The following is a 15,156-nucleotide window of genomic DNA, read 5'->3' as shown; positions in this document are numbered from 1 at the left end:
TCACGTAAGGCCGAGAGCTGCCAGGGGCCGCCGGTAGTCGCGGCCGGTGTGACGGAGGGCGGCGGCGATGTTGGTATCGCCGTTCTGCCGGAAGATGCTGATGGCGAGGTTGCGTAGGCCGGCCATGGTGCGGGGCAGGTGTCCGGTGCGGACCTTGGAGTCGTCCTCGCGGAAGGTCCGGTCACGGACGTGGTGCAGGAGGTTCTCGATGCCCCAGTGACCTCTGATCCAGGAGGCGAGTTCGGCCGGGGTGGCGTCGAAGACGTCCAGACTCGTGATCACGTAGACCCGCTCGATCGTCAGCTTCCCCGTGCTCAACTCCCGTCGCCACCGGACGATCTGGACGGCCTGGCAGGCGCCGGGATAGTCGAGATGCCGGAAGGCGGCGACCTTGAGGCGACGGATCTCGTCACGGTGGTGGGCACGGTCGCGGGTGCGGTGGTCCAGCGGGATATCCGCCCAGGGAAGCTTCCTGACCTGCGCATACAGGCCGGGGTGGTTCTTCTTCACGATGGCCAGGTAGTGGGCGCCGCGTGTCCGGAGGTAGCGGCCGTGGGCATGCTGCGTGTGCAGCGCGTCGCCGGTGATCACGGTGCCGATCAGCTCGATGGAGTCCAACAGCGGAGCGAAGGCCGGTATCTCGTTGCTCTTGGAAGCGATCTGCCGCTGGGCCAGGACCACGCCGTGGTGGTCCATCGCGGCCAGCAACTGGATCGCCGTGGCTGTGGCGGTGCGGGATCCGCGGACGGTCTTGCCGTCGACCGCGACCGCCCGCAGTTTCGGCGGCTCGTCCGGTGGCGATGCTTGCCCTCGGGCCTGGAGGAATGCGCCGATCGCGGCGTCCAGCGCGTCACCGTCGAGGCGCTGGAGCAGACGCCGGACGGTGGCCGCATGCGGCGTGGGCCGCACCCCGGTGAGCGGATCCGCCGGAAAGCCGAGCAGGCCCAGGACGGACTGCGGGGCGTCATCGATCCACTCGCCGATCGCGATCAGGGAACGCGCGCCGGCCAGAACCGCGCCGGCCGCCGCGCACAGCAGCGGGAGCATCGGATACCTCCGTCCTCGCAGGCCGCGCGGATCCGGTATCCATATCAGGAAGCGCCGCAGGTCAGCGGCATCCTGCAGGGTGACGTGAGGGTTCGGTAGGGCCAGATTACCCAGCCCGGCGGGCATGGGCGATGATGTTCGGGCAGGCACGGTCTCGCTCGGTTCTCATGGGTCTTCGACAACCACATGATCACCGACCACCGTGCCTGCACTGCTTTCCGGGGACATCCCGCCCCACAACGGTCCATGACGTCACGTCACACCCGAGACCGGCGAACCGGACTGATCCTCTTCGTGCAATGACCCTGGTTGTCTGTCCAACTGGGCTTCGGCGGCGGGGTCCAGCTCACCGGGCATGGTGAAGTCCACGCGGCGTGTGTCCAGCCTCCGCCAACGCCCCGGACACCGCGCCGTACGTCCATCCGAACGCCCTCTTCAATAAAGATCGTTCGCCGGCCCATCGAACCGTAGTGACGACCCGTTGCGGCTCGGTCTTCTCGGCCTCCACCAGCATGGCTATCCGACTGCCGAGTGTGTCCGTCCATTCCTGCTATGTCCGCGTCTACTGGAAACTTCGACCGCCCCCCTGCTGCCGGTGCTCGTGGTCGCGTGGTTGGGAAATGATGAGGAGGTGCCGAGATCTGGCCGGATCGCAACTCGTGGATGCCCCCTCGTCTCTATCCGACCAAGGGAACTATGCGCTCTGCAGTGCCCCGTGGTGTGCTTTCCCTTTGACCTAGTTGTTGACGACGACGGAGCCCGTGCATTCAGCTGGCCATGCGATTGATCTTGGGCAGCATTGTAAGCAACGCCGCCGGGGTGACCTTCGCAACAGGCGCTCCGGTATTTGATCTCGGTCGTTCCCTTGTAGGATTAGTCAGGAACGCCCTGTCACCGTGCTCGTGGATGCGAGCTGTTGGCGCCTTGCATGCGTGAGTCGGGATGGGGGCTGGCAGCGGATATTGATGGAGCGACTATGCGTTGGCGCAGCGACCCCTCGCGGCGCGCTCTCGTTAAGCAGTGTGAGAGGAAGCTCGTCGGTCTGCCCATACCTGCGCCGTTCAGCGTCGAAGCGCTGGTGCGCAATATGGAGTGCGCTTTGGGCCGACAGATTCGACTGCTGCCACTGGAGGATCCCGATGGAGGTCTGGGAACGGCATGCGGCCTGCGGGTTAGAGCGCCTGAGGTGACGATTATTCTCTATCGTCGCCGATCAAGTAGAAATCAAACTGAGCACACCATCCTCCACGAATTGGCACACGAGTGGTTGGACCACGGGACCACCTTGACAGTTTCCCAGATCGAAAGATTGGTGCCCAGTCGCATTCGCCAAGATGTGCTCCGCCGTTTCCCGTCAGCGCTGGTTCAGGCCCGCGTGGATTTTTACACCCTAGAGGAGAAGGAAGCCGAACTGTCGGCTTCTCTGATTAAGCGGAAGGCGCGTCGTCAAGTGGTCGCGGGGGATGATGTAATCAGCCTCCTGGAGTATTCCCTTGCGCATCCAGTTGCCGCGCCTCGGCGTAAGCCGTAGAAGTAAGCTCTTCGCGAAAAACGAGTCTGCAGTCAATCGATCCTCGCGATCTTAATGGCGTGCAGCCGACATGGACATTCGCTGATCTCGTGTTCGACTACATCACGTATCTGACTGCGGCAGTGATGACCGCAATATCTGTCTGGCGACTTCCTGCGGTTCGCTACGGCGACTCTCATCGTAGGGCCCTTTGGGGCGGATATGCAGGGTTTGCTATTGCTCTCTGCCTTTACACGCCAGTCGCCATGGATGCGGTCGATCGAATTCCCGTCGTCGATCTAAGCGCCTTGCTGAGACATTTTGCCAGCACTGCGGCCATCATGGCCGCCTTGACGTACGTTTCTACCAGCTACGGCAGGAGTACGGAGACCGTTGTACCACGACATGTAGCGGTCTCCCGGTGGATCGCCAGCGCGTCATATAAAGCGGGGGCGATCGGTGTCGTGCTGCTTACGGTTCTGTTCTTTACCGTGGTGCATCGGGGCAGACCTAGTCAGAATTTCCTCATCGACCATGCGGGGCAATGGGGGGTTGCAGTCTACATGACTACCTTCTATTTCTTTCCGCTGGTCACGACAGCAGTCTGCGGATATCAGTGGACCAGGGCCGCGCGACAGGCCGAAAATACTAGCATGCGCATTGGGCTGGGCCTAATGGGTACGGCGATGTGGATGGGCTTGATTCATACGGCCGCTCGCATAGCGATCGTGTGGGTGGGAGTGATCTTCCCTGTGAGTCCCTCCACGACGCAGGTCCTCGTGGACGCTACCTCAATGTGGATGGATCTCCTTTTCCTAATCGTGGCTGTCGGCGCAAGCATTCCAACCACTCGGGCTGCTGCGGCCCGTTGGAAAACGTGGCGCACACTGTGCAAGATCTATCCGCTCTGGTTTGACCTGGTGAATACCTTCCCCGGGACGAGCTTGTATCCACCTGAGCGGCTTTTCGTGGAGCTTCTTCAGTTGCGGGTGCCAGTCGATGTTCGCTTGGACCGATGGGTTCAGGACATGGCTGATGCGTGCGAGAAGCTGCGTTACTACGCTCCGCGCGATCTAATGTTCGCCGCAGAAGATTTTGCCGGCTCGCATGCAGACCCCGAGCCGGCCGCAGAAGCGTACTGGATCAAGGCCGGACTACAGGCAGTTGGTGTCGAAGCCGCCAATTCGCAGGCAGTGGCCATTCTCCGGGAAAAGCCGTTCGTAGACACCGATAGCGAAGCCGCTTGGCAAGCGCGGGTCAGCACGATTTACTCCGGCGTCACCGTAAAGGAAGCAAGGATTATCTTGCGGCATTCGGCAAAACTGGAGTCGGAAGTGGATTCGTAGCCACGCGGTATGCGTTCAGCAGACCAGCTGTAGCCCCTTGGTGCTGCTCGCCGGTCGGTGAGCGAGCATGCGGAAGATCTTGGATGGCGAGCGTGGCGTGAGATTCAGCACCACTTTGCTGTAGGAGCTGGCTGGTACCGTGGATTGGCGAGCGGCAACTCTTGCCCCGCCCCGCAAGTCCACCTCGGCATGGTGCACATAGCTGTATCGCCCTAAACAGATGGGTCCCTAGTATGCGACCCGAAATCTCAGTAAACGGAGTTTCCCGCATGTCCCTCCACCGAACCGGCCTCATCCTCGATTTCGGTGGCGTCCTCACCACCCCTCTGCTTCCGGCGGTATTGGCGTTCGAGCAGCGCGAGGGGCTCCCGAAGGGCGCCTGTCTCAAGGCTTTGTATGCGGACGACGAGGGCGTGCGGATCACTAGCGATCTAGAGCGGGGTGCAGTTTCCCAAACGGAGTGGAATGAGTTCGCCGGGCGGATGCTGAACGTTTCGGCCGACAACTTGATGGGGCGAATCTTCGGTGATCTCCGGCCTGAGCCGCTGCTGATCGACGCAGCTGCTGCAGCGCGTGAGGCTGGCATCAAGGTGGCGATCTTGTCCAACTCGGTGGGCTTGTCTCCGTGGAACCTCTACGACGGCTACGAGCTGGAGCGGCGCTACGACGTCGTAGTGATTTCCGAGCAGCACCTGATGCGCAAGCCGCAGCGTGAACTCTTCGAGCTCACGCTCAAGCGCATGGAGCTGCCGGCGGAGGAGACGGTCTTCGTCGACGACACCGAGGCTTACGTTCAGGCGGCAGCAGAGCTTGGCATCGCGGGCGTGCACAACGTGGACCCGAAACAGACGGTGGCAACCCTCTCCGAACTGCTCGGCGTGGACCTCACCGCGTTCTAACCCCGCGCAGAGACCCCAAGCCCCCCGACCAATTGAGTCGGGGGGCTTTTGCGTTCAACCCCGTACGCGCGGGACAACCGCTCCGTACCGTTGCAGGTTGCATCGGCGGTGTCACTGCTCGTCCTGCGCCTCCGGCAGCTTGTGCTTCAGTTCGCCGACGATCTTGTTCATCCTGGCCATCATCTCGACGGATAGGCCCTCGTCGTTGCCGCGGGCCGCAAGACCAAGGATCTGTCCTCGGTCGATCGAGCCGATGAAACGGATCGCCTCCAGAAGCTGGCGGGCCGCAGGGTTGAGCGTGGCATCGTCCCCGAGGATGGCAACGTCGACCTTAAGCGCCTCCGCCAGGCCGGCACGGACTGCGTCGGACACTTCGATCGTCTTGCCCGCCCGGAGGGAGGCGATGTCGTCTGCGGTGACGGCCGCTTCGTGGGCATGCTCATTGACGAGCGTCGCGATCTCACCGTCGGACGGCGCGGCCTGGGCACCGTATCCGTATCGCAGGAGAAAGCTGACCTTCTCGCCGAGGGCGCGGGGCGCTGACTGACTGTCGAGGCCGGTCGCGGGCCGAAGCCCAAATGAGTAGTCCTGGGCGGCCAGCAACTCGTCCTCAGTCACCCCGTACGCCTGGGCGAGCGGGTGAACGTAGGTAGCGGCGAGTCTCCGCCGCCCGGATTCGGCGTTGCTCACCGGTGCACGGCTGGTACCGAGGATCCTGGCGGCATCCGCCACGCTGAGGCCGGCATCGCAGCGCAGCAGTTGGAGGTCCGGCGGGCCGTCGGTCGGGAAGAGATCATCGATCGGCTGGCCGAGTGCCGACGCGATCGATGGCAATTTCTCACCCTTGGGGAAGTCCTGGCCGGCCTCCCATCGGGCGACCGTGGGCGCGCTCACTTGCACCATTGCGGCCAGCTGCCGTTGGTGGAGGTCCTTGCCCCGGCGGACAGCGCGTACGCGGCTGCCGTCGAACTGACGTGGGGGCACATGAACTCCTGCGGGTGACGATCGGACCGGGCCGGCGGCTGGTCCCACTGTATCCAGGCTTGATGCATCTGTGAAACTGACGTACGTTTCTGTATCGCGCCGAGCGGTCAGTTTCCGGGCTCCATGGTCCCATCTTTTGGGGTTCCCGTGCCTGTTGCGCTGCCGTTCGGGCTGCGTGCCGTGGGATTCGGTGTCTAGCCGTGGCCGACCTGGCGAGCACAGACCTAGGACCGGTCATCGGGCGTTCTGTGGGCCTGTAGGCGGTCCAGGGCGGGATGGACTTGCCGCAGGTGTCTACGTATGTTCGTCGTCCCCCGCCGGGCGAGGTCCGGAAATAGGGGGCGACGAGCGCCAGGGAAGGGAGATCGAGATGCCGCCACGCGGTCCGTGAGACGGCCCGACAAATGAGTCCGGCGCCCGGGAGGTACCAACTCCCAAGCGCCGGATCGGCACCCCGAGGGGGCCATTCACATCACGCGGGCGGCAGGGCTTCTTGCACGAGACCGCCGCACCGCGCTCCTACAAACACCGGAGTATCGCATGCTCGCCACGCCGAGCGGTATCCCCGCATGCCCGCACACCGACCGCCAGCGCCGCCTGGCCATCCAGCTCGCCGACATGATCCCCGGTGCAGCCACGATCAGGGTCAGCCTCACCAACCCGCAAGGGCGGTGGCCCCACCTGCACGCCGTCGTCCACGACGAGGCCGGAAAGACCATGGAACTGAACCGGACGACCGCCCGGGTCGCGGCTCGCTGGATTCTGCGGGTCTGGCCGGAGGCGGACTGGACGCGACCGCATACGCTGCGCCTGGCCGACGCCACTCTCACGCGCAGCGACCTGGTCGACGCCGGCCGGAGCCGCTGACATGGCACGGATACGCACCATCAAGCCGGAGAGCTTCATCTCCGAGTCGCTCGCCGAGGTGAGCGTCGAGGCCGAGCGCACTTTCTTCGGCCTCCTCACCCAGGCCGACGACCACGGCCGACACCGCGACAACGCCGCCATCATCGCCGGACTGCTCTGGCCTCTGCGGGCCGAGCACACCTCGGTGCACGTCGAGGACGACCTCCACCAGCTCGCGAACGCCGGACTGATCTGCCGGTACACCGGCTGCGACGGTCGCCGCTACCTGCACATCGTGACCTGGTCCGAGCACCAGAAGATCGACAAGCCCAGCCAGTCGCGCCTCCCCTCCTGCCCACAGCACCAGGCCGCCGACCGGTGCGCACCCTGCAAGGGCACCTGCACCAAGGAATCCGAGAAGTCGCCGACGACTCCGCGAGGGCTCGACGAGGCTTCCCCGAACCCTCCCCGCACCGTCGACACGGCCGGGCAGCACGCCGCGACGCCTCGCGACAACGCATACAAGGCCCCTGCCGCCCCACAGGGCGCCCTCGCAGGCCCGGACGGCACGGACGGCCGAGGGCAGACGGAAATGCCAGGTCAGGGCACGTTCGCCGAGTCCTCGCCGAACCTTCCCCGAAGCGTCGGGGAGGGCTCGGCGCCTGGATCTAGGATCTTGGATCCTGGATCTCTTGTCCCTACGGGGCGCACCGCGCCCGCAGCCGGCTTCTCGGCGAACCAGCTCGTCGGCGAATACGTCGCGGCGTGCGGTGAGCGTCCGCCCCGCGACGTGATCGGCCACCTCGGGCGGATCACCAAGAAGCTGCTCGACGAGGGCATCAGCCAGGAGCACGTCCGGGCCGGGCTGGCGAAGTTCGCGGCCAACCCGAAGCACCCGAGCGTGCTGACCAGCATGGTCAACGAGGCCATGAACGCCCCCGCAGCCGGTTTGGGACGGCCGGGGATCCGGCCTAACGTGCCCGCTCACCAGGCGTGGACCAACCCGTCCGACGCTGCCGCCGCCTACGCCGAGGAGCTGTGATGGGCACCAACAGCCGCGAACCGCAGCTCCTCGGCGCGGGCACCCTGGACCGGATGGCCAGGATCCTCGCCGCCCGGAACATCGACCCCTCCGCCCTCGCCGGAGAGCGGTCCGACGAACCCGAGCAGCTCCACCCGCTCGACGCCCTGTCGGCCGGCATGCCCCCGCGCTACCGGACCGCCGTCGCCGACCACCCCCAGGTCCTGGACTGGACCCGGCAGGTCGCCGACGCGGCCATCGCCCCCAGCCCGGGAGCCCGGCGACAGGTCACCACCGGGCCCAGCCTCCTGATGGCCGGGGTCGTCGGGGCGGGCAAGACCCACCAGGCGTACGGCGCGGTCCGGGAACTGGTCAGGAACGGGGTCGGCGTGCGCTGGCGCGCAACCACGGCGGCCGACCTCTACGCCGAGCTGCGCCCACGGCAGGGCGTCGACAGCGAGCGGGAGCTGGCGATCGTCAGCCGGTGCCCGCTGCTGATCCTCGACGATCTCGGCGCCGCCCGGGTGACGGAGTGGGTCGAGGAAGTCACGTACCGGCTGATCAATCGCCGCTACAACTTGATGCTCCCGACGCTGATCACCACCAACCTGGCGATCAGGGACCTCCGGAGCTACCTCGGGGACCGCGTCGCCTCGCGCCTCGCGCAGATGACCACCCGGGTGGAGTTCGAGCCCGTCGACCGCAGACGGCACCGCGCCGCCGCCTGACCCACCGCAGGCAGCCACGCCGGGCAGAGCGCCCCACGCGCCGCCCCAACACCTTCCCGACTCAGCGCACCTCTCCGCCGACGCCCCTGCGCGCGGAGAGCGATCGGAGCCACCACCGTGACCACCACGACGAACCGCCCTGCCCGCCACCGGTCGCTCGGCGACCACTCCTGGCAGGACGACGCCGTCTGCCAGAGCACCACGTACAACCCGGTCGACCCCGACCTCTTCTTCCCGGAACCCGACGAGACCCACAAGATCGCCGCCGCGAAGGCACTGTGCGGCCAGTGCCCGGTCCGCCGCATCTGCCTGGACGCCGCCCTCGAAGGCGGCGACACCGACGGCATCCGAGGCGGACTCACCGAGGAGGAGCGGGCGAGGCTGCACTCCAGGATCGCCGACCGCCTCGACCACAGCCGCGTCAACGAGACCGTCTCCGGACGCGACGTCCACCTCACCAAGGCCGAACGCCGCGCCGTCGTTCTCGCCGCCTACCGTCACGGGCTGAGCGAACAACGCCTCGCCTGGCTCTTGAAGGTCACCGAGGAACACGCGCAGAAGCTCTACCGCGAGACCCGTCGTGCCATCGCCCACAGCGCCATGAACCAGCCGGAGCTGCCTGGCGACCATGCCGGGCACCTGGACCGCGACGCGTTCGGGACGGCGGCATGACGACCACGAACACGCCTACGGTGGCGCGCCCCACCGGTTGGGACCGCACGGCGATCATTGCCCTGGGCGGAGCCGGGTGCGCCCTGTCGTACGACGCGCTCCAGCAGATGGCCGTCGCCATCCATGTCCGGGGAGTGCTGACCTACCTCTTCCCGCTGGTGGTCGACGGGTTCATTGCCTACGGCGTCCGCGCCCTGGTGGTCCTGCGCGACGCCCCGCTCCGCGCCCGGCTCTACGTCTGGATGCTCTTCGGCACGGCCACCGCCGCCAGCATCTGGGCCAACGCCCTGCATGCCGTCCGCCTCAACGGACAGGTCGCGGCCGGCACGGGCCTGCGGCTCGGGGACACGGTGGTCGCGGTGCTCTCGACCCTCGCCCCGCTCGCACTGGCCGGAGCCGTCCACCTCTACATCCTCATTGCCCGGGCGCCGGTCAAGGCCGGTGACCGCAAGGACTCCGGTCACCTCGGCCACCCCGGATACTCCGGTCACCTCGGTCAGCCCAACGGGGGTGACCGGGTCACGGTCACCCGAGATGACCGGCTCGGTCAGCAGCGTCCGGAGAACGGTCAGGTCAGCGCCGATCAGCCGGTCACTGCCCTGACCGACCGGCCGGAAGTGGCCCTGGACAAGCAGACACCGAGCCCGCAGTCAGCGACCGAAGGGAGCACCCGGGCGGACAGCGGTCTCCCGGTCATCGGTGACCGGGAGGAGCGGAGAAGGGGCTCTGACCTGCGCGGTCAGTCGGACACCACGCTGCCGGTCAGTGGCCGCACGGCCGCCGCCGCGCCGGTCAGCAGCGGCTCGGACAGGGGGAGCACGGTCACCGGCCGGTCGGTCACTGCGGCCCAGGTCAGTGACCGCGAGCCTCGGGCAGGCGGTGACCGGCGCAGTGACCCGGACACCGAGGACCTGCTGCGGATCGCCCGGTCGGCGGTCAGGGCGGAGGACAAGCTGACCCGGAAGGTGGTCGCCCAGGCCATCCGAGGTCAGCGGATACCGCTGTCCAGCGACACCCTGACCGGCCTGATGGCCCAGCTCCGCGCCCAGCACGGACAGCAGGTCACCTCCACCCGGAACTGACCGATCCGAATTCTGGTGGGTGACCGCGCCGGGCGCCCCGGCCGGTCACCCGCCCACCGAGACCGCACCCCCAACCGTTCCAAGCGAGGCGGAGAGCACCTGATGCGCACCACCCCGGCCACATCTACCGAGGTCGAGTCCTGGCTGGCCGTCCTGCACCAGCATGGCCACGTTCACGACGTCCGCCGTGGACCCGACGCCACCTGGATCGTCCGCCGGTCCCCGGACAGCCGGCCCTGGACCCTGCACCATCCGGTCCTGGCCATGGACTGGATCGAGAACACCGTCCGCGAAATCCGGCGACTGCGCCCGGAGAAGCGCAGGTGACCGCCGACGAACCGGCGCCTGCCCCGTCCGGACAGCAGCGTGACCCCACGACGGCTCCTGGCGGAGCAAGTTGTCGCGTACGACGGTCCTACGGCCCGTCGTACGCACTTGCCCCCGCCCCAGAGGGCGGGGGAAGCCCTGCTGGTTCCCGAGCGAGGGCGCACGGGAACCAGCAGGACAACCGGCACCAGGGGGCGCCGGTCAGTGGGGGAGAAGCCAACAGCGACGCCCGCAGTGAGCAGCCGAGTCTGAACACGCCCGCCTTCCCCGACCGCATGCCGCGCCGCCGCAGCCGAAACCCGAGCCAGCGCACCCGCAAGACGACCACGCGCCTCTCCGACACAGAGCACGCCGAGATCGCTGCCGCCGCCAAGCAGCGCAACGTCACCGTCGCCCGCTTCATTGCCGCAGCCGGCCTGGCCGCCGCCCGAGGGTCGACCCCCCTGCACAGCAACGAACGGCTCGACGCCGCGATCGACGAGCTGGCCGCCCTGCGTACGGCCCTGGCCCGGATCGGCAACAACGTCAACCAGATCGCCTACGTCCTCAACAGCGGCGGCCGCCCCCGCGCCGGAGAACTCGAGCACGCACTGGGCGCCCTGGCCAGGCTTCTCGTCCATGTCGACAACGCTGCGAACGACCTGGTGAGGGAGCGAAGCTGATGGTCCCCAAGATCCGGCGCGGCTCACGCACCCACGGTCTGCTCGTCTACCTGTACGGCCCTGGCAAGCGCGACGAGCACGTCGACCCCCATCTCGTCGGCTCCTGGGACGGCTTCGCCCCCGACCCCGGGCGCGACACCAGCCCGGACCCCGACCCGAAGGTCACCCTCGCCCGGCTCGCCGCGGCGCTGGATCTACGCGTTAAACAGGCAGGCACCGGGGCCCCGCCCGAGCACGTCTGGCATTGCTCGGTCCGCACCGACCCCGGCGATCGAACCCTGACCGACGCGGAATGGAACACGGTCGCCAACCGCTTGGTCCGCGCCGTCAACCTAGCCCCGGAAGGCGACCCGGACGGCTGCCGCTGGGTCGCCGTACGGCATGCCGACGACCACATCCACATCCTGGCCACCATGGTCCGAGGCGACCTGCGCCGCCCTCGGATGAACTACGACTTCAAGAAGGCCCAAGGCGAGTGCCGGCGCATCGAAAGGGAGATGGGCCTGCGCCAGCTGAAGCCCGGCGACGGAACCGGAGCCAAGACCCCCACCAGCGCCGAACGCTTCAAGGCCGAACGCACCGGACATACCGATACCGCCCGCGAGACGCTCCGCGACACCGTCCGCCGCGCCCTCGCCGGAGTGGACGACGAGAAGGAGTTCTTCACCCGGCTCCGCGACGCGGGCCTGCGGGTGAAGGTACGGACCGCACCGTCCGGCGACCTCCTGGGCTACAACGTCGCGCTCCCTGGCGACCGCAACCGCCATGGCGAACCGATCTGGTACCCCGGCTCCAAGCTGGCCCCCGACCTCTCCCTCCCCAAGATCCGCCTCCGCCTCGCCGACGGCCCCGGCGAGCGGACAACAACTCCGTCGGACAGCGACCGACCGGACTGGTCCGCGCCGGCCCGAGCACGACGCAGCGCCACCGGAATCACCGAGCACGCCGCGGCCCTCCTCGACAGCGAGGATGACCAAGAGGCCGCCGCCCAGCTCGTCGGCGCCGGAGAACTCCTGGACGCGCTCGCCCAAGCATCCCCGTCCGCCACCCGTGCCGAGCTGGCCGCCGCAGCCCGAGCCTTCGAGCGCGCCACCCGCAGCCACATCCGAGCCGAACACTCCGAGACCCGGGCACTGCGCTCGGCCGCCCGGGGCATCGTCCAGGCCGGCGGCGCACTTGGCCGGGGCGAGGACGGCGGCACCACCGCCATGCTCCTGTCCACCCTGGTCCTCCTCACCCTCGCCGCCGCCCACTGGCACTCCGCCCACAGCCACGCCCAGCAGGCCCACGCCGCACACCAAGCCGCCCAGCACCTGCGCACCGCCTACCACCACGCCGCCACCACACCGCTGCGCGCACTCAACGCACAGGGCCGCGCCCTCCCGGAGGCAGAGCGCCGAACCCACCAGGCCACCATCCGTACGGCACTGAGCGAGGCGGGACTGAAGGCAGAGCACTCAGCGGCGCACGCCGATGCTCTGGCCGCCACGCTCGCCCAGGCCGAGAAGGCAGGCCACGACCCCAAGGCGCTGCTCCAGCAGGCCATCGACATACGCGAACTCGATACCGCGGAGAACGTCAACGACGTCCTGGTCTGGCGCCTGCGCCACCTCGCACACCTCCCCGCCCGGGCGGCCGAACCGTCCCAAGCCCGGCGGACGGGCGCCACGGCCCGCCCCGCCACACCCACCGCGACCACCCACACCACCGTTCAGCCACCCCGCCGGCCCCCACGCCGCTGAGGGCCGCAGCATACGGCCCCTCCTCAACCGGGAACCCGGGCTCCGCATATCCCCTGGACAGCCCACTCACCTGCTGTTATGGATGAGAACCGAGACCTCGACCGGGAGACGACACCGTGGACAGAAGAACCAACCCCGCCGCTGGCACCGACCCGCTCCTCAAGCTCACGGACGCACCGAGCCTGCCCACCGGACCCGGCGCGACGCGCCACCTCGCCCATCCCCAGGAACTCACCCTTCGCGGAATCCCGGTGATGTGCTCGGTCTGCCGTGCCCGACGCGACTGGCTGCTCATCAACCACGGCCGCAACGTCTGGGTCATCTGCCGTTGCGGCCACCAGTGGCTGGAGCCCGAGATCACCCGCGCCGACTTCGACGCGCTGATCTTCTTCCCCGACGGAACCGTCTACCCCAACCTCGACCAAGCCCTCGCCGCGCTCGGCTTCGACGGGACCTTCGCCGGCACCTACCTGGACTGAAGACATAGCCCCTCGGTGACCTCTGGCAAACGATCTTGAGTGTTTGTCACTGTAGTTTGACCGGTGACGACTCCCGAGGTGTACGCACCCGCGTAGCAGGGCGGGACGACGTGCTGCTCGCCAGCACGTCCAGCAGCCGCAAATCCAATCGGTTCCAGGAGGCGAAAACGGTCGAGTGGACCTGCGGACTGCGGGAGAGTCCGGTCACTTCGTGGGCCGGTCCCGGCGGACGGTATGGCTGCGCCAGTCCCCAAGGGCCTCTATGGCCTCCTCTGGCCAGAACTGCTCGCCGCAATCACAGAACCAGACCGTCCCACTCCCACCCGGCCAGACGTACTGGCCGGACCATGACTCGTGCTTGGTGCGCCAGGCATGCCACGCCGCTCGAACCGCAGGATTCACTGACGTCCCCTCCTTCTGTGCGTGGTCCCAGTGTTCCGTGAGTCGTGAGCACTACATACCGTCCAATGAATCAGGGGGCGGAAACGGCCGTAAACGCCAGGTCCTGCGGCCAACGTGCTCGCTGCAACCACTGACTTCAGTGCTTTGTCTTCATCGTCATGATGTTCAGGCGAAGGTCACGATCACTGAATGAACGCGAGCTGCGGCTGTGGAAGGTCGGTCGAACCCTGGTTCTGGCCTTCGTCGCTGCGGTCTTGGTTGCGGGCGGCGTCTTCTACGGCCTGGTAGTCCTGCTCGACTTCCAAGAGGTCGACACCACCGCGAAGCTCGACGCGAAAACACTCTTCGACCTGGTAAAGCTCTCGTTCGGGGTGGTCGCCGGGTCCGGGGCGCTCGTCGCCTTGGTCGTTGCCTACCGCCGCCAGCGCGTCGACGAGGCCGGCGCCCACCGCGAAGCCACCCGGCTCCACACCGAGCGCTTCTCGCAGGCCGTCGACAAGCTCGGCTCTGACTCCCCAGCAGTCCGGCTCGGGGGCGTCCACGCCCTGGCCGGCCTCGCCGACGACGCCCCCAACGACAGCCTGCGCCAGACATGCATCGACGTACTGTGCGCCTACCTCCAACTCCCCTTCACCCCCGACCCCGGCAACGACCCCGCCCACCAAGAGGAACACCACCGCTACCTGGCCCTCCGCAAGGTCCGGCACACGATCCTGCGCCTCATCGGGGACCACTACCGACGCCCCAGGGGGACTCACCGGTCCTGGCAGGGCTGCGACCTCGACCTCACCGGCGTCACCATCGACGGCGACATGGACTTTCGCGGCGCGACGTTCTTCGGCGGCACGGTGTCCTTTCGCGGCGCGACGTTCTCCGGCGGCACGGTGTCCTTTCGCGGCGCGACGTTCTCCGGGAGCGAGGTGTCCTTCGGCGGCGCGACGTTCTCCGGGAGCGCGGTGTTCTTCGGCGGCGCGACGTTCTCCGGCAGCGCGGTGTCCTTCCGCGGCGCGACGTTCTCCGGCGGCACGGTGTCCTTCAGCGGCGCGACGTTCTCCAGTGGCACGGTGTCCTTCTTCTACGCGACGTTCTCCGGCGGCACGGTGTCCTTCCGCGGCGCGACGTTCTCCGGCAGCACGGTGTCCTTCACCGGCGCGACGTTCCCCGACGGCACGGTGTTCTTCGACAATGCGACGTTCTCCAGTGGCACGGTGTCCTTCCGCGGCGCGACGTTCTCCGACGGCACGGTGACCTTTATTGACGCGACGTTCCCCGGCAGCGAGGTTCACTTCACCGACCTAGAGGGTGGTCCAGCACCAGTTGGACTGCTCACTGCTATCGCAAGTACATCTGTGGGGGTCACCCTGCCCCCCTCTTGGGTGACCACGAATCCATAGACCAGGAGGGCTAAA

The 15,156-nt window shown here is 67.4% G+C and carries 14 protein-coding genes; 12 read left to right on the top strand and 2 right to left on the bottom strand.

Going from position 1 to position 15,156, the window contains the following annotated elements:
• Window positions 1-1,047 carry an ISAs1 family transposase gene (locus OG867_RS00585; protein WP_406281429.1) on the bottom strand — a complete coding sequence of 349 codons (1,047 nt, stop codon included), beginning with the start codon at window positions 1,045-1,047 and terminating at the stop codon, window positions 1-3.
• Window positions 1,048-2,667: 1,620 nt separating this feature from the next.
• Between OG867_RS00585 and OG867_RS00580 the strand changes: the two genes are divergently transcribed.
• Both OG867_RS00580 and OG867_RS00575 read left to right on the top strand, forming a co-directional pair.
• Window positions 2,668-3,903 (top strand): MAB_1171c family putative transporter, encoded by a 1,236-nt coding sequence (locus OG867_RS00580; protein WP_406281426.1) that lies wholly within the window; start codon window positions 2,668-2,670, stop codon window positions 3,901-3,903.
• Between the two features lie 269 nt (window positions 3,904-4,172).
• Complete coding sequence (locus OG867_RS00575; RefSeq protein ID WP_406281424.1) at window positions 4,173-4,802, top strand: HAD-IA family hydrolase; 630 nt, start codon at window positions 4,173-4,175, stop codon at window positions 4,800-4,802.
• 111 nt (window positions 4,803-4,913) lie between these two features.
• Here OG867_RS00575 and OG867_RS00570 read toward each other — a convergent pair whose 3' ends face one another.
• Window positions 4,914-5,786, bottom strand: a complete 873-nt coding sequence (locus OG867_RS00570; protein ID WP_406281421.1) for a helix-turn-helix domain-containing protein — start codon at window positions 5,784-5,786, stop codon at window positions 4,914-4,916.
• 540 nt (window positions 5,787-6,326) lie between these two features.
• Here OG867_RS00570 and OG867_RS00565 point away from each other — a divergent pair.
• The 10 genes from OG867_RS00565 to OG867_RS00520 all read left to right on the top strand — a co-directional run bounded on the left by OG867_RS00565 (window position 6,327) and on the right by OG867_RS00520 (window position 15,141).
• Complete coding sequence (locus OG867_RS00565; protein WP_406281418.1) at window positions 6,327-6,653, top strand: transcriptional regulator; 327 nt, start codon at window positions 6,327-6,329, stop codon at window positions 6,651-6,653.
• A 1-nt stretch (window position 6,654) separates the two neighbouring features.
• Entirely contained in the window at window positions 6,655-7,674 is a 1,020-nt protein-coding gene (locus OG867_RS00560; protein ID WP_406281415.1) for a hypothetical protein, read from the top strand.
• Window positions 7,674-8,381 carry an ATP-binding protein gene (locus tag OG867_RS00555; protein ID WP_406281412.1) on the top strand — a complete coding sequence of 236 codons (708 nt, stop codon included), beginning with the start codon at window positions 7,674-7,676 and terminating at the stop codon, window positions 8,379-8,381. The genes OG867_RS00560 and OG867_RS00555 overlap by 1 nt, the downstream gene beginning before the upstream one ends.
• A gap of 117 nt (window positions 8,382-8,498) precedes the next feature.
• Complete coding sequence (locus tag OG867_RS00550) at window positions 8,499-9,053, top strand: WhiB family transcriptional regulator (protein WP_406281410.1); 555 nt, start codon at window positions 8,499-8,501, stop codon at window positions 9,051-9,053.
• The gene (locus OG867_RS00545; RefSeq protein ID WP_406281407.1) at window positions 9,050-10,135 is read left to right on the top strand and encodes a DUF2637 domain-containing protein; all 1,086 of its coding nucleotides are present in this window, start codon (window positions 9,050-9,052) and stop codon (window positions 10,133-10,135) included. The genes OG867_RS00550 and OG867_RS00545 overlap by 4 nt, the downstream gene beginning before the upstream one ends.
• 102 nt (window positions 10,136-10,237) lie before the next feature.
• Window positions 10,238-10,462, top strand: coding sequence for a hypothetical protein (locus tag OG867_RS00540; protein WP_406281404.1), 225 nt, complete (start codon window positions 10,238-10,240; stop codon window positions 10,460-10,462).
• A gap of 275 nt (window positions 10,463-10,737) precedes the next feature.
• The gene (locus tag OG867_RS00535; protein ID WP_406281401.1) at window positions 10,738-11,124 is read left to right on the top strand and encodes a plasmid mobilization protein; all 387 of its coding nucleotides are present in this window, start codon (window positions 10,738-10,740) and stop codon (window positions 11,122-11,124) included.
• Window positions 11,124-12,866, top strand: coding sequence for a relaxase/mobilization nuclease domain-containing protein (locus tag OG867_RS00530; RefSeq protein WP_406281398.1), 1,743 nt, complete (start codon window positions 11,124-11,126; stop codon window positions 12,864-12,866). The genes OG867_RS00535 and OG867_RS00530 overlap by 1 nt, the downstream gene beginning before the upstream one ends.
• Before the next feature lie 116 nt (window positions 12,867-12,982).
• Window positions 12,983-13,345, top strand: a complete 363-nt coding sequence (locus tag OG867_RS00525) for a hypothetical protein (protein WP_406281396.1) — start codon at window positions 12,983-12,985, stop codon at window positions 13,343-13,345.
• 560 nt (window positions 13,346-13,905) lie between these two features.
• A complete protein-coding gene (locus tag OG867_RS00520; protein ID WP_406281393.1) occupies window positions 13,906-15,141 on the top strand; it encodes a pentapeptide repeat-containing protein in 1,236 nt (411 codons plus the stop codon).
• The last annotated feature ends 15 nt before the right edge of the window (window positions 15,142-15,156 follow it).

The sequence above is a fragment of the Streptomyces sp. NBC_00209 genome (assembly GCF_045206345.1).
GTDB lineage: Bacteria > Actinomycetota > Actinomycetes > Streptomycetales > Streptomycetaceae > Streptomyces.
Note: the sequence above shows the minus strand (reverse complement) of the source record. Positions and strands in the feature narration are given on the sequence as shown.